General features: G+C 62.1%; 17 protein-coding genes. 7 read left to right on the top strand and 10 right to left on the bottom strand.

Annotation, left to right across the window (positions count from 1 at the left end):
- Positions 1-74: 74 nt before the first annotated feature.
- Entirely contained in the window at positions 75-1,136 is a 1,062-nt protein-coding gene (locus ABD833_RS02755) for a formylglycine-generating enzyme family protein (protein WP_345070820.1), read from the top strand.
- Between the two features lie 105 nt (positions 1,137-1,241).
- On the opposite strand, the gene ABD833_RS02750 is transcribed toward ABD833_RS02755, so the two are convergent.
- The gene (locus tag ABD833_RS02750; protein ID WP_345070819.1) at positions 1,242-1,979 is read right to left on the bottom strand and encodes a GAF domain-containing protein; all 738 of its coding nucleotides are present in this window, start codon (positions 1,977-1,979) and stop codon (positions 1,242-1,244) included.
- Between the two features lie 68 nt (positions 1,980-2,047).
- A complete protein-coding gene (locus ABD833_RS02745) occupies positions 2,048-2,596 on the bottom strand; it encodes a peroxiredoxin (protein WP_345070817.1) in 549 nt (182 codons plus the stop codon).
- Between the two features lie 183 nt (positions 2,597-2,779).
- On the opposite strand from ABD833_RS02745, the gene ABD833_RS02740 reads away from it, so the two are divergent.
- From ABD833_RS02740 to ABD833_RS02730, 3 genes are all read left to right on the top strand, one after another.
- Positions 2,780-3,490 (top strand): glycosyltransferase family 2 protein, encoded by a 711-nt coding sequence (locus ABD833_RS02740; protein ID WP_345070816.1) that lies wholly within the window; start codon positions 2,780-2,782, stop codon positions 3,488-3,490.
- A 365-nt stretch (positions 3,491-3,855) separates the two neighbouring features.
- On the top strand, positions 3,856-5,319 hold the full coding sequence (locus ABD833_RS02735) for a cellulose synthase family protein (RefSeq protein ID WP_345070815.1): 1,464 nt from the start codon (positions 3,856-3,858) through the stop codon (positions 5,317-5,319).
- Positions 5,316-6,629 carry an MptA/MptB family glycosyltransferase gene (locus ABD833_RS02730; RefSeq protein ID WP_345070814.1) on the top strand — a complete coding sequence of 438 codons (1,314 nt, stop codon included), beginning with the start codon at positions 5,316-5,318 and terminating at the stop codon, positions 6,627-6,629. Before ABD833_RS02735 ends, ABD833_RS02730 begins: the two co-directional genes overlap by 4 nt.
- Before the next feature lie 290 nt (positions 6,630-6,919).
- Here ABD833_RS02730 and ABD833_RS02725 read toward each other — a convergent pair whose 3' ends face one another.
- Both ABD833_RS02725 and ABD833_RS02720 read right to left on the bottom strand, forming a co-directional pair.
- Positions 6,920-7,813 (bottom strand): hypothetical protein, encoded by an 894-nt coding sequence (locus ABD833_RS02725; protein ID WP_345070813.1) that lies wholly within the window; start codon positions 7,811-7,813, stop codon positions 6,920-6,922.
- Positions 7,814-7,873: 60 nt separating this feature from the next.
- Positions 7,874-8,482, bottom strand: a complete 609-nt coding sequence (locus ABD833_RS02720) for a TIGR04282 family arsenosugar biosynthesis glycosyltransferase (RefSeq protein WP_345070812.1) — start codon at positions 8,480-8,482, stop codon at positions 7,874-7,876.
- A gap of 468 nt (positions 8,483-8,950) precedes the next feature.
- Here ABD833_RS02720 and ABD833_RS02715 point away from each other — a divergent pair, with 468 nt between their 5' ends.
- Positions 8,951-9,916 (top strand): sodium-dependent bicarbonate transport family permease, encoded by a 966-nt coding sequence (locus ABD833_RS02715; RefSeq protein WP_345070811.1) that lies wholly within the window; start codon positions 8,951-8,953, stop codon positions 9,914-9,916.
- Between the two features lie 259 nt (positions 9,917-10,175).
- Positions 10,176-10,997, top strand: a complete 822-nt coding sequence (locus ABD833_RS02710) for a carbonic anhydrase (protein ID WP_345070810.1) — start codon at positions 10,176-10,178, stop codon at positions 10,995-10,997.
- Between the two features lie 403 nt (positions 10,998-11,400).
- On the opposite strand, the gene ABD833_RS02705 is transcribed toward ABD833_RS02710, so the two are convergent.
- The 6 genes from ABD833_RS02705 to ABD833_RS02680 form a co-directional block, all read right to left on the bottom strand.
- Entirely contained in the window at positions 11,401-11,958 is a 558-nt protein-coding gene (locus ABD833_RS02705; RefSeq protein ID WP_345070809.1) for a rhodanese-like domain-containing protein, read from the bottom strand.
- Between the two features lie 9 nt (positions 11,959-11,967).
- Positions 11,968-13,023, bottom strand: coding sequence for an arsenosugar biosynthesis radical SAM (seleno)protein ArsS (arsS, locus tag ABD833_RS02700; protein ID WP_345070808.1), 1,056 nt, complete (start codon positions 13,021-13,023; stop codon positions 11,968-11,970).
- Between the two features lie 10 nt (positions 13,024-13,033).
- A complete protein-coding gene (locus tag ABD833_RS02695) occupies positions 13,034-13,636 on the bottom strand; it encodes a hypothetical protein (protein ID WP_345070806.1) in 603 nt (200 codons plus the stop codon).
- Positions 13,637-13,654: 18 nt separating this feature from the next.
- Positions 13,655-13,993 (bottom strand): arsenosugar biosynthesis-associated peroxidase-like protein, encoded by a 339-nt coding sequence (locus ABD833_RS02690; protein WP_345070804.1) that lies wholly within the window; start codon positions 13,991-13,993, stop codon positions 13,655-13,657.
- Between the two features lie 204 nt (positions 13,994-14,197).
- Positions 14,198-15,046, bottom strand: a complete 849-nt coding sequence (locus ABD833_RS02685; protein WP_345070802.1) for an anti-sigma factor — start codon at positions 15,044-15,046, stop codon at positions 14,198-14,200.
- A gap of 2 nt (positions 15,047-15,048) precedes the next feature.
- A complete protein-coding gene (locus tag ABD833_RS02680) occupies positions 15,049-15,606 on the bottom strand; it encodes an RNA polymerase sigma factor (RefSeq protein WP_345070801.1) in 558 nt (185 codons plus the stop codon).
- Positions 15,607-15,860: 254 nt separating this feature from the next.
- Between ABD833_RS02680 and ABD833_RS02675 the strand changes: the two genes are divergently transcribed.
- The gene (locus ABD833_RS02675; protein WP_345070800.1) at positions 15,861-17,258 is read left to right on the top strand and encodes an NAD-dependent succinate-semialdehyde dehydrogenase; all 1,398 of its coding nucleotides are present in this window, start codon (positions 15,861-15,863) and stop codon (positions 17,256-17,258) included.
- Positions 17,259-17,280 lie beyond the last annotated feature (22 nt).

The raw sequence follows: 17,280 nt of genomic DNA, 5'->3' as shown, positions 1-17,280 counted from the left end.
TAGGCCGGCTGTTGCAGACATTGGGAGTGGGATGCCTCTTGGCGGGATGCTCTGCCCGTCTACCCTCCAGCACCTTGCCTGGCGCGTACAGCGCGTACACGGCCCAGCCCATTATTGGCGGCGGCATTTCCTGGCCGGGTGATACTCCACCAAACCTGCGCTGGCAGAAATCCGGCGAGCTTGTCGATATAGAAAGCCCGAATCAGCCCATTTACCGGGGATTCTGCGACGATGCGGTGCTCAGGATGCAGGCCTGCGTGCTGGCGCCCACTGACCCAATGGCCCGGCTGGTTGCCCAAGCCCAGGCTGCTACCAAACAGACGCTTCAGTTCCCGGGAAACCTGCTGCTGCCCGGCGTGAGCTACCGGCCCGATGAGGCGGAAGTGTCTAACCTGGAGTGGCAACAGTTCATTCGCTACCTCAGCTTTGATAACGACTCAGCCCAGGCCGCCCGCATCTGGCCCCGCCGCGAGGCATTGCCCCGGCCCGACTATTTCACCGACCCATTTTACTTGCTCTATCCGGTCACTGGCATCAGCTATGAGCAGGTGCTGGCCTACTGCCGGTGGCGTAGCCAGCGCGTAACCAGCTTATACCAGCAGGGCCAGTTAAACCGGTCAGGCGCTCCGCTCGATACCTTACACCCGGATTTTGTCCGCATCGTGTATCGTCTACCTACGGAAACGGAATGGGAGTACATGGCTAATGCCGGCACCGCCCAACCATACGCAATGCCCTGCCTTGAGCAACCAGCTCAGGTCCGTTCGGCTGCGGCCGCTTACTTGAAGCGGCGTTCTGGCACCACCCAATCTGGGGAGCAGGTAAAGGCTGCCATTATCAGTTTCAACCGCACGAAAAATTCACTTCCCACCATTCGTTACCGCTGGGCGGGTCCGCAGTTTCTCACGCTGAATACCCCCGATTACGTGTACGGACTTGCCCCCACGCCTTTCGGCCTGTACCAGTTGGCCGGTAACGTGGCCGAGATGGTTCAGGAGCGCGGCGTCACGAAGGGCGGTAGCTACCTCGACCCACTGCCCACCTGCACCACTAAGGCCCGGGGAACTTACGCCGGGCCGGCTCCAAACGTGGGGTTCCGATGCGTATGCGAAGTATCATATCCCAACCGCCGGTAGGTTTTCACCCCAGAAACGCCAGCAGCGCCTTATGAAACTACCCTGGCGCTTCCAGGTGCGGGGTGTGGCGCGCTAAAAAGCGGAGCCCCAGCTACAAAACAGTCTTCAGTCGGCGGTGGTGGCAGAGTAGCGGTCGGAGGAGCTCACCTCAGCCAGCAAGTGGGTCAAAGTGCTGCGCACTTCCTGCAACCGGCTCTGGATGCCGGGCAAATCCTGCGGGCTGGCCGAAACGGTGCCGGTGCGCGTGGTGAGGTAGCGGACAAACGCCGCGTGGTCGTGCAGCAGCGTTTCCAGCTGGTGCTGGGCGGCCTGCCAGTCGGCCGGGCGGCCCTGGTGCAGATAGTCCGAGCGCAGCCGGATGGTCAGGCTCACCAACTCCGCCAGATTCGAAAGCAGCCCCTCTTCTTCCGGCGCGATGGTCCGCGGCTCCCGGCCAATGACGCAGATGGAGCCAATATTCTCGCCGTCGGGCATCCGCAGGGCGGCGCCCGCATAGAAGCGCATTCCGGCCGACTGGGCGATATAGGGGTTCACCAATCCGCAGCCTTCCTCCGACAGGTCGCTGTAAGCCAATACCTGGTTTTGCAGAATGGCCGCCGAGCACAGGCTCTCCGTGCGCTCCAGCCGCTTCAGGCCGGGCAGCCCGGTATTGGCCTTAAAGAAAACCTGCTGCTCATCGACCAAAGAAATAAGCGAGACGGGCAGGTTAAATAACTGGGCCGCCAAGGCTACAAATTCATCGAAGATAGGCTCCGGCGTGGTATTGAGAATCTGGAAATTATGCAGACTGCGTACCCGGCTGGCATCGCCGGCGGGAATCAGATTATCGGGCAGATTGGTCATAATAGAAACTTAAGGCACGGCTGGTTTGCGGAAACAGGGGCAAAGACGCCCGCAAAAATAGCCTTTATTTAGGTGGGCGGGTTTATCCTCAGCCCTGGGTCGGCGCCGGTGGCCCCCCCCGGCGTCCCGGCCGGGCTGGCGGGCCGGTAGTCTCCGGCTTTTTCCGCCAGGCCCCGCAGAATCTTCTTGGCGTTGCTCACGTGGTCGGCGGCCCCGCTCAGCGAGTTGAAGATGTACTGAATGACGCCGTGCTGGTCGATGACGAACGTGACGCGGCCGGGCAGCAGCCCCAGCAGGGCGCGGGGCACTTCGTAGAGCCGGCGCACCTGCCCGCCCTCGTCGGCCAGCAGTTCGAAGGGCAGCTGGTGCTTCCGGGTGAACTTCTGGTGCGACTTCTCACTGTCGGAGCTTACGCCCACGACATCGGCTCCCAGGTCCTGAAAATCCTCGTACTGGTCGCGGAACGAGCAGGCTTCGGCGGTGCAGCCGGGCGTGTCGTCTTTGGGATAAAAGTAGAGCACGAGGCGGCGACGGCCGCGCAGGTCGGCCAGGCGGAAGGAGGTGCCGGAAGTGGTGGTCAGGGTGAAATCGGGAGCTTGGTCGCCTACCTGGAGCATGAGCGCGGAACAGAAATGAAGATAAACCTGGTGGCGGGCAAACCGTTTGACCACCCGAAGGTTTAAGCCGCCGTGATGATTCTGCCATTTCCTCGCCGCATCTTTGTGCTTTTCCGGCAGGTGCCGCCGACCCGTTTACCGGGCGGCGGCAATCTGTTTCCGCTGCTTATTCGTTTGTCCCGCATGCCCCCCCTGCCCGCTGCCCCGCTCATCGACGTCATTATTCCGGCTTACAACGAAGAACAGTCCATTGGGCACGTGCTGGCCGAAATTCCGGCGGGACTGGTGCGGGAAGTGCTGGTCGTCGACAATAACTCCCGGGACCAGACGGGAGTTGTAGCCCGGGCGGCCGGGGCCACGGTGCTGCGCGAAAACCGCCCCGGCTACGGCCACGCCTGCCTGGCCGGCATGGCCCACTGCTTTGCCCGCCCCGCCGCCGAGCAGCCCGCCATCATCGTGTTTCTCGACGGCGACTACTCCGACTACCCCGCCGAAATGCCCCGGCTGCTGGCGCCCATCCTGCGCGGCGAGGCCGATATGGTTATTGGCTCCCGGGCCCTGGGCGAGCGGGAAAGCGGAGCCATGCTGCCCCAGCAGATCTTCGGCAACTGGCTGGCCACTACCCTGATGCGTGGCTTCTACGGCGTCCGCTACACCGACCTGGGGCCATTCCGGGCCATTCGCACCGAGGCCCTCAAACAAATCGGGATGGAAGACAAAACCTACGGCTGGACGGTGGAAATGCAGCTTAAAGCCGCCAAACTCAAGCTGCGCACCCAGGAAGTGCCGGTCCGCTACCGTCGCCGCATCGGCGTGTCGAAGGTTTCGGGCACGGTGAAAGGCACCCTGGGGGCCGGCTACAAGATTCTGTGGACTATTTTCAAATATCTGTAACCAGCGGGTAGGACCTGGTGCCTGGAAAATAGCCTGTCATCCTGAGCAGGGCGAAGGACCTTGTGCCAGCGGCACAATGAGCGTAGGCCGAGCTTATTCAACCCTGATAAGGTCCTTCGCAGGCTCAGGATGACAGACGAGAAAAAAAGCACTACTCAACACCAGGCACCAACTACCAGGCCCTAAGTACTAAGTAGGTCGTGAAAATTACTTTGCAATAAAAAAAACGTCATGCTCATCTGGCGTCCGCGAAGTCGAAGCATCTCTACCGCTTCATCAGGTCCGTTCAGCGAAGCGGTAGAGATGCTTCGACAGGCTCAGCATGACGTGCTGATAAGTCAAACTAATTCCTTCGGCCTACTTAAATGGAAATTGCCCTTCTGGTTCTCTACGGACTGTGCCTCGCGTTTATTCTGGGCTTCAGCCTCGCGCAGCTGCACCTCACGCGCCTGGCCCGCCGGGCCTACCGCCAAATGCCGGCCGGAGTGCCCGGGCCCATGGCAGCGGGCCAGTGGCCGCGCGTGACCGTGCAACTGCCCGTCTACAATGAGCTCTACGTGGTGGAACGCGTCATCGACGCCATGGCCGCCCTCGACTACCCCGCCGACCGCCTCCACATTCAGGTGCTCGATGACTCCACCGACGATACCGTGACGCTGGCCGCGGCCCGCATTGCCCACCACCGGGCCCGGGGCCTGCGCATCGACCACGTGCGCCGCACCGACCGGCAGGGCTTCAAGGCCGGGGCGCTGGGCCACGGCATGCAGCAAACCGACGGCGAATTCGTGGCCATCTTCGACGCCGACTTCCTCCCCGAGCCCGACTTCCTGCGCCGCACCATCCCCTACTTTGCCGAGCCGGGCGTGGGCGTGGTGCAAACCCGCTGGACTCATCTGAACGAGCAGGATTCCCTGCTCACCAAGCTGCAGGCCTTCGGGCTGAATGCCCACTTTCTGGTGGAGCAGGTGGGCCGCACGGCGGGTGGGCACTTCATCAACTTCAACGGCACGGGCGGGGTATGGCGCAGCACCTGCATTGCCGATGCCGGCGGCTGGCAGTCGGATACCCTCACCGAAGACCTCGACCTGAGCTACCGGGCCCAGTTGCGGGGCTGGCGCATCCACTACCTGCCGCTGGTGGCCGCCCCGGCCGAGCTGCCCGCCGCCATGGACGCGCTCCGCTCCCAGCAGTTCCGCTGGAACAAAGGCGGAGCCGAAACTGCCCGCAAGCACCTGGGCAGCGTGCTGCGCTCCGGCGTGGCCCCGAGCACCAAAGTACACGCCACTTTTCACCTGCTCAACAGCACTGTGTTCATCGCCATTCTGCTGATGGCGGTGCTGAGCGTGCCGCTGATCTTTGCCCGCGAGCACCTGCCCGAATTCAAGCCGGTATTCCAGCTGGCTTCCCTGTTTCTGCTGGCTTTGGCCCCACTCGTGTACTACTACTTCACCGCGTGGCGCCTGGCCGAGCCCACGGCCCCGTGGCGGGAGTTCGTGCCCCGGTTCCTGCTTTTCCTGGCTATGTCGATGGGTTTGTCGCTGCACAATGCGCTGGCGGTGCTGGCCGGACTGGCGGGCCGGAAGTCGGCTTTTATCCGCACTCCCAAGCTGGGCCTGGGGAAGCAGGTGCAGTGGCAGCAGCGCTACCGCACCGGCGGCCTCGACGGGCGCACGGTGCTCGAAGGCCTGCTCACGCTCTACTTCCTGTTCGGGCTGGGCGCGGGACTTTACTTCGGCAACCTCGGCCTGCTGCCCCTGCACCTGCTGCTGACCACGGGCTTCGGGCTGGTGTTCTACTACTCGGTCCGCCACAACCGACTCGCGGCATGAGCCGCCCGGCGCTGAACGTTGGGCAGGGAGTGGCGCTGCTCGTCAGTGCGGCCGCTTACGCTGGCCTGGCTTACCTGACGCCCCGGGCGGAGTTCGGGCCGCTGCTGCTCTTGTTTGCCGGGGCGTTCGGGGCGTATGCCTGGCTGCTTTACCGCCCCCTGCCCCTGCGCTACGGCCTGCTGGCGGCCCTGCTGCTGCGGCTGCTCTGGCTGCCGGCCACCCCCGCCCTCTCCGACGACTACCACCGTTTCCGCTGGGACGGCACGTTGGTGGCCACCGGCCGGAATCCCTACCAGCACCGCCCGGATGAGCTGGTGGGCGCCGCGCCGCCGGATTCGCCGCTGGCCGCGCTTTATCCCCGGCTCAACTCGCCCCATTATTACTCGGTGTATCCCCCGGTGTGCCAGGCAGTTTTTGGCCTGGCCGGCAAGTTGTTTCCCCACAGCGAATTGGGCTTCATCCTGGGGCTGCGCCTGGTTCTGCTGGCGGCGGAGCTGGCCACGGCGGCCCTGCTGCTGGCCCTGCTGCGCCACTTTGGTCAGCCCGCGGAAAAGGCGTTGCTCTACCTGCTCAACCCCTTGGTTATCGTGGAGCTGACCGGCAACCTGCACTTCGAGGCGCTGCTGATTTGTGGGCTGCTGGCCGCCCTGTGGGCCCTGACCCGCCACCGAAACGGGTTTTCGGCGGTGGCGCTGGCGCTGAGCGTGGCCACCAAGCTGCTGCCGCTGCTGCTGCTGCCCTTGCTGCTGCGCCGGCTGGGCTGGCGGGCTTTCCTGCGGTATGGCAGCGTAGTAGCGGTGGTAGTCCTGCTGCTGTTCGCGCCGTTCCTGTCGGCGGAGCTGGGGCAGAACTTCGGCCGCAGCCTCGACCTGTACTTCCACAAATTCGAGTTCAACGCCAGCCTCTACTACCTGGCCCGGGCCATCGGGTATCGGGTGACGGGCTACAACGAAATTGCCCGCATCGGCTCCGGCCTGGGTTGGCTGACGGCCCTGCTGGTGGCCGTACTAGCCCTGGGGGAAAAACAGCCCACGCTGCGCACCCTGCCGCTGGCCGCCCTGGCCGCCCTGATGGGCTACTACCTGCTGGCAACCATCGTGCATCCGTGGTACCTCACTCCGCTGATAGCTCTGAGCGTGTTCACCCGCTTCCGGTTCGCGCTGGTCTGGTCCGGGCTGATTGTACTGTCCTACGGAGCGTACCAAAGCGCGGCGTACGCCGAAAACCTGGGGCTGGTGGCGCTGGAATATGCCGGCGTAGCAGCAGTCCTGATCTGGGAGCTGCGCCGCCAGCCAATGGGTTTGACCTAAGGATAGCGAAGTCCGGGTACCGTCTGGTGGTAACGCGAAGTTTCACTTCGCGGGTCGTTGCGGCCGTTGGAGTCGCCTGCAACAACCTGCAACGACTCGCGAAGTGAAACTTCGCGTTACGGCTTACACGCATTGCGAAACCGCTTTTAGCAGTGTCGTGAACAGGGTAGCCAGTGCCCGCTGCTCTGGACTGGTCGCCGGGAGCGGATGTTGCACGTCTTGGGCTAACGACGACCGGCCCGACGGCTGGTAGCCGCCGGACCGGCAGACGCCCCGTTTGCGAAACCGCTTTAATGCGTCCAGTAGGCGTAGCGGCGTACGGCTTTCAGCGTCAGGTTGCGGCCGTCCCAGGTGGTTTGGCGCAGCAGCACGTTGGGATATTTGCGGGCAAACCAATACGCGTTTTCCTTCTGGCCGTCGAGCTGCACCTGCACCTGCCAGGCGGCTTCGGGCGTATCGTTGGGCTGAGCTTCGGCTACCGTTATGCGGGCCTGGTAGTAGACGGGGGCAGTGACTTTGCTGGTTTGCTGCAGGTCGCAGATAATAGCCTCAAAAGTGGGCAGCGCCTCAAAGTTCAGCGCCCGTAGCGTGTAGGGCAGGGCATCTTCGAAGAGCACGTCGTGGCGCAGCCGGCGCTGGCCGGTGCCCTGGCCGTCCCAGTAGGAGTTGTACGTCTGCTCGTAGCGGGTGCCTTCGTTGGTGAGGGCCTTGAACGTAGTGCCGCACCATTCCTGCGAGGACGTGGTCATTTTGTGCAGGGCCACGGGCTGGTCGCGGCGGAAGAACAAGGATGTAAGAAAGTGGTAGGGATACTGCTCGGTGGGGATGCGGCAGAACTGATTCACCTTCATCACCGGAAACAAATCCGGCCGCTGGTAGTCGTCGGTCTTGACGTCGAACTGCTGGTTGAATTCCTCCTTCACCGTAATCAGAGTGTACTCGAACCGGCGCTTTTTCTGGTAAATCGTCCGCTCTGCCTCATAGAGGGCTACTTCCGCCAGCCCGTCTTCCCAGAGCGTATGCATGGCCCACTGCTGGTTGAAGTGCGGCCGCAGGCGCGTCAGGGCAGCATCCACGGCCACGGCCGGCGGGCGCTTCATCTTCCTGGCTGCCGCATCATCGGAGCAGGCCGGGAGGCTGCTCCCCAAAACCAATAGAGAAAACAGGGATAAGAGCTGACGCATACACACAACGGAAAACGGAACTATGGCGCTGGAATACGGCCCAACGCCCGGCAGGTTTCCCTATTCGCCGGGGACCTGCTGCCGCCAGGCGACCAGGTCAGCCGCCGTATCCACGTCGCGCAGCCGGGGCAACAGGGCCACCCGAAGCCCCAGAGCGTGGGCGTCGGCTAGCGTAGCCGTCAACACCGAATCGGTACTCCAGCTTTTATCGGCAAACAGCGCCGCGTACAGCTTGTTCATGCCCAGCAGATAATAGCCGCCGTCAGCCGCCGGTCCCAGCACCACGTCGTGGCCGTGCAGCTGCTGAAAAGCGGCCTCCAGATGCGCCGTGCCCAGCTCCGGGCAGTCGGTACCGATAATGACCACGGCCGTAGCCCCGGCGGCAAAAGCGACTTCAAACGCCGTGGCCATCCGGTAGCCCAGGTCGCCGGCCGGCTGGGTTTGGTGCTCGTAGCCGGTCCAGCAGTCCGCGGAGTCGTCGGCCGGCGGGGCCTGATCGGCAAACCACACGGTTTTATGGGCCGGAGCCAGGCCCTCCGCGGCGGCGCGGGTGTGAGCCAGCAGCTCTTCGTACACCACCAGAGCCGCTTCGTTACCGATAGCTTGCGCTAAGCGGGTTTTCACGCGCCCCAACTCCGGGTGCCGGGCAAAAATAAGCAGATGCTGCAAGGGGAATGGGAGTGAAGTACTGTTGAATGCTGAATGACGAGTGCCGCCTGCTGTCATCGCGAGGAACGAAGCAATCCGTCCTCTCAAATGTACCGCGCTTTATAGAAGCCCCAACGTAGGCCAGCGTCTTGTGCTTACCCAAAACAAAAAAGCCCTTCCGGCCATATGGCCGGAAGGGCTTTTTTGAGCGGTTGCCGATTCATTGGGTTGCTTTTCAAGCGGGGTCAGCCCGCAAAAAAAGGCCCTGGCGTCAGAAACCAGTCACGCCTCGGCCAGAAGCAAAGCCCCTGGCTTAATAGCTTTACTATTTTTATTAATAATAAGTCTATTTGTGATGATTGTTTAATTGAAAAGGATGGATAGTTTTGTGCCGCTTTTGAACTGCTACTTGCCTACAGCCGCGGGCTACGGGTAAGATTGGGGGCTCATCGGATAGCCTGTTCATTACTTCTCCTTTTCTGTTGTCGCATGGATGCACACTTACTGCTGTTGAACCTGACCAACCCGACGCTGCTGTTCTTCGTGCTCGGTGTAGTGGCCACGATGGTAAAAAGCGACCTGGAAATCCCCCCAACTACCATCAAGTTTATTTCCCTGTATCTGCTGTTTTCCATCGGCTTCAAGGGCGGGCAGGAACTGGCCCACAGCCCATTCAACGCCGAAATACTGTACTCGCTGGGGTTCGGGCTGCTGGTGGCGGCGCTGGTTCCGACGTACACGTTCTTCGTGCTCAAGCGGAAGCTCAGCATTGCCGATGCCGGGGCCGTGGCGGCGGCCTACGGCTCGGTGAGCGCCGTCACGTTTGTGGCGGCCACGTCGTTTCTGGAAGCCCAAGAGGTGCGTTTTGGCGGGCACATGGTGGCCGTGATGGCCCTGATGGAAGCTCCCGCCATTATTGTGGGCGTAATGCTCATGCGGCGCTACGAGGCCGACGACACCGGAGCCGCCCCCCAGATGGGCTCCATCGTGCAGCACGCCTTCACCAACGGCAGCGTGCTGATGGTGCTCGGCAGCCTCGTCATTGGCCTGATTGCCGACACGAAACAGGCCGACGGCATCAAGCCCTTCACCACGGATATCTTCAAGGGCTTTCTGGCCATTTTTCTGCTCGAAATGGGCATGGTTACCGCCCGGCGCTTCACCGCTTTCCTGCGCTACGGGCGCTTCGTGACGGCCTTCGCCGTGCTCGTGCCCTTGCTCAACGGCTGCGTGGTGGCCGTCGCCAGCCGCGGCATTACGGAGAGCGTGGGCAACCGGTTCATCTTTGCCATCCTGGCGGCCAGCGCCTCCTACATTGCCGTGCCGGCGGCCATGCGCCTGGCCGCACCCAAGGCCGACCCCGGCCTCTACCTGCCCATGGCCCTGGGGGTCACGTTTCCGTTCAACATTACGCTGGGCATGCCACTATATTTTGCCCTCGTGCAGTACACGTAAGCGCCCGGCCGCGGGGCAGTACGCTTCTTTGACGGGCTTTTTGGGAGCTTGCCCCGTGGGGCGGCAGTAACCGGGGAGGCCAACGGCCGGCCGGGCAAAAGCAAGCAACGACGACGCGGGCAAAACACCTGGCCGCGCAGTTTTCCGGCTACCGTTCGCGCGGGTACATTTAGTTTTTCTTTGGCATACGAAGAAAGCCCTGCTCGCCACGGCAGTCGTCGGTGCTCCCCCTCAACCCTTTTTTTTTATTCCCATGCGCGTGCTTCGGTTCCTTGTATTACTCTTGCTGGTAAGCGCCCTGCGTCAGGGGGCCAGCGCCCAGCGCCGCCCGGCGGCCCCCGTCAAAAGCAATCCCAACGCCAAGCGCCGCGCCGGGGCCATCGACTCGGTGCAGTGGCGGCGCGAGCACTACGTCGTCAACCGCGACTCGGCCTTCCTCGACCCGCGCGCGGGCCTGCGCACGCTCCGGGGCGGCAACCGCCGCTTTGTGGAAAACAAGAGTATCCGGCCGCGCCAGGACCTGGCTGCCCTGCTGAAAGTTGAGAAAAAACAGAAGCCCTTCGCCGTTATTGTGGGCTGCTCGGACAGCCGGGTGCCGCACGAAATCCTCTTCGACCAGGGCCTGGGCGACCTCTTCATCGTGCGCACGGCCGGGCAGGTGATGGCCGCCGCTTCGTACGGCAGCATCGAGTTTGCCAGCCTGGTGCTGGGCACCAGGCTGGTGGTGGTGATGGGCCACCAGAGCTGCGGGGCCGTGGACGCGGCCCTGAAGCGCCCCGACGTGCCGGGCCACATCGTCACGCTCATCAACAGCATCAAGCACGCCGTGGCCGAAAGTAAGGACCAGCCCGGCGACCCGCTCGACAACGCCATCCGGCAAAACGTCCTCGACCAGGTCGAAGAGCTGCGCGACCTTGACCCCATCCTGAGCCGGAAGTACAAGAACGGCGAGGTGCTGATTGTAGGGGCCGTGTACCGGTTGCACGACGGCCAGGTGGAGTTTCTGCCCGAAACCCTGAAAAACCTGCCCGCTTTCCGCCCGGCGGCCGTTTCGGCCGCCGAAGAAGCCCCTAAGCACTAGCCCGCCCGATAAACTCCTGACCTTTTCTTGCGGCGCGGCCTGCGGGCCGCGTTGCTCGTTAGGGCGGGCGGCCTAAGCCCGGCCCGCGCCCGGCAAAGCAAGAAAAAGCCCCCGGCCGCCACAGCGGTCTTGTCCTTACCCAAAACTCAAAAGCCCTTCCAGCCATGTGGCCGGAAGGGCTTTTTTGAGCGGTTGCCGATTCATTGGGTTGCTTTTCAAGCGGGGTCAGCCCGCAAAAAAAGGCCCTGGCGCTACCTCCGGGGAGCCGGAAAAAGAGTTGGGTAAGGACAAGACGTAAGCCAGCGTCCGGGCTTTCTGGGTTAACCGGGTCTTCTTCGTTGCTCAGGACGGATTGCTTCGTCGTTCCTCCTCGCAATGACAGGCTGATTCAAAAGCCATCATTTCACTCGTACACCTTGGTGCCGCGCGTCAGCCACGGGCCCCACAGGGCGGAATAGGGGTGAATATTGTTGGTCCGGCCCCGGGCGTTGTATACCGGACGGCCTTCGTTGACCCACTCAAACAGGCCGCCGTAGAGGTTGCGCACGTTGGTAAAGCCCAGGGCGTTGAGCCGCTCCCCCACCCGCTCGCTACGGTAGCCCACGGAGCAATATACTACCACCGGCCGGTCGTGGGGCAGGTCGCGGAACGCCGCCTGCTCGTACGCATCGAAATCCACGAACCGGGCCCCGCGCAGGTGGCTGACCTTGTACTCGGCCGGGGTACGCGTGTCGAGCAGAATCACGGGGTTGGGTTTAGTGCGCAGCGCGGCCAGCTCGGCGGGTTGAATAGTGGGCACCGTTTCGCGGTACAACGAGCGCAGCAGCTGGGCGTAGGCCGGACTGGGCCCGGGGCCGGCCGGTTTTTCCTGGCTGCACGCGGGCCCCGCCAGCAGGCACAGCGCTGCCAACAGCAAACCAAAGCCGCTTTTTACCTTCCGCTCGATTCCGGTTCGCCTCATTTTTCTGCTTCAGGTAGTAGCCCCGCCGCAGCTGGAGCCGGCCCCGGCCGTGCAGCCGTAGCAGTGCTGGTTTACCACGATGGCGCGGGCGTTGAGGGCCGCTTCGTTGAAGTCGCGGATGTGCTGGGGGGCAGGAGCCGCCACGGGCAAATCCAGCTGCTGGTTGAAGTCGCAGTCGTAGAGCAGGCCATCCCAGCCGATGGACAGGGTGCTGCGGCACATCACGTTGGCCGCCGCCACGGGATTGTAGGCCGCCACCAGCTTTTCCATGTAGCTTTCGTAGTTGCCGCTTTCGAGCAGATACTCCAGAAACCGGCTGATGGGCAGGTTGGTGATGGTGAGCAGACTATTGAACACCACGCCGTGCTCCCGCAGCAGCCGCTGCTTAAAGTCGCGCTCCAGGGCCGCCTGGTTGCCGGGCAGAAACGCGCCGGCCGGGTTGAACACCAGATCCAGCAGCAGCCCCGAGCCCGCCACGCCGTAGCCCACGGCATTCAGCATTTGTAAGGCCCGGATGGAACGGCCGAATACGCCTTCGCCGCGCTGGGCATCGGTGCGGGCGGCCGAGAAGTGCGGCAGCGACGATGCTACCCGCACATTGTGGAGAGCAAAGAACTCGGGCAGGTCGTGGTACCTGGGGTTGGCCACGATAATGGTCAGGTTGCAGCGCACAATGGTCTGCCGCCCCAGCAGCGAAATCTGCTCCACGAACCAGCGGAAGTCGGGGTTCATTTCCGGCGCTCCGCCGGTGAGGTCCACCACCGGGATATCCGTCTGGGCCAGCGCCGCGAGGCACTCGCGCATAGTGGCCCGGGTCATGATTTCGGTACGGTCGGGGCCGGCATCGACGTGGCAGTGGCGGCAGGTCTGGTTGCACATCTTGCCCACGTTCACCTGCATCACGGTGAGGCCGGTGGGACGCAGGGGCAGCAGGCCGGTTTCGCGCAGCCGGGCCGCGAAGGGCAGCAGGTGCGCGCCCTCCGCCTCGGCCTGGGTAAGCACCGTGAGCTGGTAAGCGCTGTCGGCCAACGGATGGTGCTGGGCGTGGAGGGATCTGGTGGTCATGTGCTGATCGTCAGGACGCTAAAAGCTTTTTCACTTGTTTCGTCCAAGCTATATAACTCCATCCTCCAGAAGCAGGATGGGCTATGTATGCAATAGGAATTTCCTTTTGATCAGTCATAGAGTAAATCCACCACTTTTCCTCGCTACCCGTAACTCGCTTGATGAAGCGTAGTCCATCAGGCTCATCAGGCATTGCTTCCCAGAGACGTTTACCAACAACCAACACAACATCTGGCTTAGTTTCGTCAAGAATTTTCCTCAGTGAATTAGCCGCTCGACTCCACATTTTCTCTGTTGGAGCAATGCGTGGAGTGTCCCCCACTATATCTTGAATATAGTTACTGAAAGCAACAGCATTCCAGAACTGTTCAGGACTCAAATCCGGATTATCGATAGCCTTAGAAACCAGCGTTCTCAGCTTTGAGAAATAATTAAAGCGGCCATTTATAGCTAAATCCCGAATTACATTTTGAGTAAAATCTGCTAACTGGCTCTCTTCTGAATAGTGAGACTCTCCCAACAACAACATTTTCACTCCTATGATATTAGGCAAGCTATTGTATTCTAATCCTAACCAAGGATTAAATTCAAGTTCAAGTTCATTGTTATTCATACACTATATCTTTATACACTACATAGAAACTTCCTTGGCCTTGTTCATCATCTGCACGCCGTGGACCAGAGCCGAGCCGGCTTTGATGGCGGCCGCCACGTGTACGGCTTCCATCATCTGGGCTTCGTCGGCCCCTTTCTGGAGCGAATCGGTGGTGTACGCGTCGATGCAGTACGGACACTGCACGGCGTGGGCTACGGCCAGGGCAATCAGGGCTTTCTCGCGCTCCGAGAGGGCGCCGTCCTTAAATACTTCCCCGTAGTAGTCGAAGAACTTACGGCCCATCTCGGGCTGCCACTCGCTGATGCTGCCAAATTTGGCCAGGTCGGCCGGGTTGTAGTAGGTGTTTTTTTCCATGAGAGCTGAAGGAAGAAAGGCGGAAAGAGTTTTAGGAAAAGTGTGCCCGGCAAGGTAGCTGCCAATTGTCACCGGATTGTCCCCGGCCCCGGAATTAGTCGCGGCGCACCCGAATCGTGCCGCGTACAGGGCTGGCCGGACCGCGCTTAGCACCATAAAAAAGGAGCCCCGGACTTCGGTCCGGGGCTCCTTTTTTATGGCTTTCTAGAATTTACCCAACACCGTCATGGTGGAGAGCGTCGGATTTTCGCTGCCGCCTTCGGGCTCCACCGTCATAGCAAAAGCCTGGGCGCTGTCGATATCCTTCATCTGCTGCAGACTGTCGCCGGCCGTGGTGGCGGCTACCAGTACGCCCGCATCCACCGGCTTACCGTTGTCGAGGGCCCAGAGCTGGTACTGCTTGCCGGCGGGTGGGGCGGGCAGACTCCGGACGTCGACAAACACGGCCTTGGTAGCGGCATTGTACAGGATCCGCGCTTTGGCCGTGGGCGCGGCGGCGGTACCGGCCAGGTCAATGGCCCTGAACTCGTCGTTGCGGAGCACCCGCACTTCGGCCGCCAGACTCTTATTCGTGGCCTGCATGGTAGTCGCCACGCGGGACTGCTCGTTCTGGGCGATGACGAGGCTGGTTTCAGCGTCTTTCCACCGGTTGTAGAGGACCATATTGGCCGCGGCGCTGAACAGCAATAAAGCGACGGAAGCCGCCATCATCCAGCTGAAGCCTGAGTTCGGCGTTTCCGCCGTCGGTACTAGCTGCCGCACCACCGGCTCCGTGGGAGCGGCCATAGCTACTGCTGGAGCCTCCAGGTTGGTGGGCTGCTGGTGAATGGCCGTCTGCCACCCGGCCAGAACTCGTTCCCGCATTCCGGCGGGCGGGGTCTGAGCATGCGCCTCGGCGTACAATTCCACGGTCTGCGATATCAGATCCAGCTCCTGCTGAATCTCGGGACTTTCGGCCGCTCGTTGCTCTACCTGAGCGCGCTCTGCCTTACTGAGTACGCCCAGGGCATATTCTTCGAGGATTCCTGATTCGATGTATTCCTGAATGTCCACGGTTATCGAATCAGTTTTGACAATACTTTGATAGCTGCCCGGGCGCGGGTTTTCACCGTGCCGAGGGGCAGATTGAGTTCTTCCGCCACTTCGCTTTGCGTAAATCCGCCAAAATAAAGCAGGTCAATAATTTGCTTCTGCTCGGGGTTGAGCTTAGCCGTCATTTCCTGCAAACCAATGTGCTCGGGCCGGAACGTGGGAACGGCGGCCTGACGCAACGCGGCACTGCCCTCTAAAGGTTGCGTGCGACTACTTACGCGGTACTGCCGGGACCGGATTTTGTCGATGGCCAGATTCCGGCAAACGTTTAGCACCCACGTAAATAGCCGGCCTTTGGTGGGGTCGTAGGAGGCGAAGGAATGCCAGATCTTCACCAGCCCTTCCTGCAGCACGTCCTCGGCGACTTCCTCCGTTTTCACGATGCGCAGGATAACGCCGTAGAGCGCCGCCGAATATTTGTCGTAGAACAGGGTCATGGCCGATTCGTCCCGGTCGCGCAGGCGCTGCACGAGCAGCGCCTCAAAATCGGGAATCGTTGACTCAGGGGAGATTGGTGTCACGGGAGCAACTTAGGAGGAGCTGACATTGGTAGCATTACCGGCCAACAATGAGGCGAATGTACAGATAAAGCTAATTTCACTGATATGGTTTAAGCCGGAATCGTGAGGGAAGCCGGCTTTCTACCCGGCTTAAGCCCGGATCTGGTCCTTTTCTTACGGCTTATCCGTCGGCCAGGGGCCTGAACATGGCTTAGCTGGCCGGGTTTTCGTACTGGATTCCTCGTCCCTCCTATTCTTTTTCTGACTTTCCCGTTATGGCCATCGAATCTGTTAACCCCTACACGGGCCGCGTGCTGCGGCGCTTCCCGGCTTTCTCCTGGTCCAAAACGGAGCGCATCCTCGCCCAGGCGGCGCAAGCGGCCCGCACCTGGCCCCGGACGTCCTTCGCCGAGCGGGCCCGGCTGATGCACCGCGCCGCCGACCTGCTGCGGGCCCGGCAGGACGAGCTGGCCCGGCTCATGGCCCTGGAAATGGGCAAGCCCGTGACCGATGGCCGCGCCGAGGTCGAGAAGTGCGCCCTCACCTGCGCCTACTACGCCGACCACGCCGAGGAATTCATGCGGGACGAAATCGTGAAGACCACGGCCCGGCGCAGCTTCATTGCCTACGAGCCCCTGGGGGTGGTGCTGGCCGTGATGCCCTGGAACTTCCCTTTCTGGCAGGTGGTCCGCTTCGCCGCCCCGGCTCTGATGGCCGGCAACGTGGGCCTGCTCAAGCACGCCTCCAACGTGCCGCAGTGTGCCCTGGCCCTGGAAGCCATTTTCCACGATGCCGGCTTCCCGCCCGCCACCTTCCGCACCCTGCTCATCGGCTCCGAGCTGGTAGAAAAGTTGATTGCCGACGACCGGGTGCAGGCCGTCACGCTGACCGGCAGCGAGCTGGCGGGCTCCCAAGTAGCGGCCACGGCGGGGGCCCACATCAAGAAAACCGTGCTGGAGCTGGGCGGCTCCGACCCTTTCCTGGTGCTGGCCGATGCCGACCTGGAGCTGGCGGCCAAAACTGCCGCCCAGGCCCGCATGATCAACTCCGGGCAGAGCTGCATTGCGGCCAAGCGCTTCATCGTGCACAAGTCCATCCTCCGGCCCTTCATCAGCCAGCTCAAAACCCACCTGCTGGCCCTGCGCACCGGCGACCCGCTCGACGAAGCCACCCAATATGGCCCCCTGGCCCGCCCCGATCTGGCCGATGAGCTGACCCAGCAAGTGGAGGATTCGGTGCGGGCCGGGGCCAAAGTGGAATTGTTCGGGGGCCAGTCGAAACCGGGCACGGCGCTGTTCCGGCCCATGATTATTTCCGGCGTGCGGCCCGGCCAGCGCGCCTACGCGGAGGAGCTGTTCGGCCCCGTGGCCATCATTCTGGCAGCCCGCGACGACGACGATGCCATTCGCCTGGCCAACGACTCCCGCTTCGGCCTCGGCGCGGCCGTGTGGACCCGGGACGCGCAGCGCGGGGAAGCCGTGGCCCGCCGCCTCGAAGCCGGGGCCGTGTTCGTGAATTCGATGGTGAAGTCCGCGCCCGAAATGCCATTCGGGGGCGTGAAGAAGTCCGGCTACGGCCGGGAGCTTTCCCACCTGGGCCTGCGGGAGTTCCTCAATCAGAAAACCGTCTGGATTGGCGGGGAAGCCGAACCGGCAACGAAGAAGGTAGAATAGCCCCCTGTCATTGCTTCGCTCC

This window comes from Hymenobacter fastidiosus (genome assembly GCF_039539565.1).
Taxonomy (GTDB): Bacteria; Bacteroidota; Bacteroidia; order Cytophagales; family Hymenobacteraceae; genus Hymenobacter; species Hymenobacter fastidiosus.
This window is presented reverse-complemented; position numbering and strand designations above follow the sequence as displayed.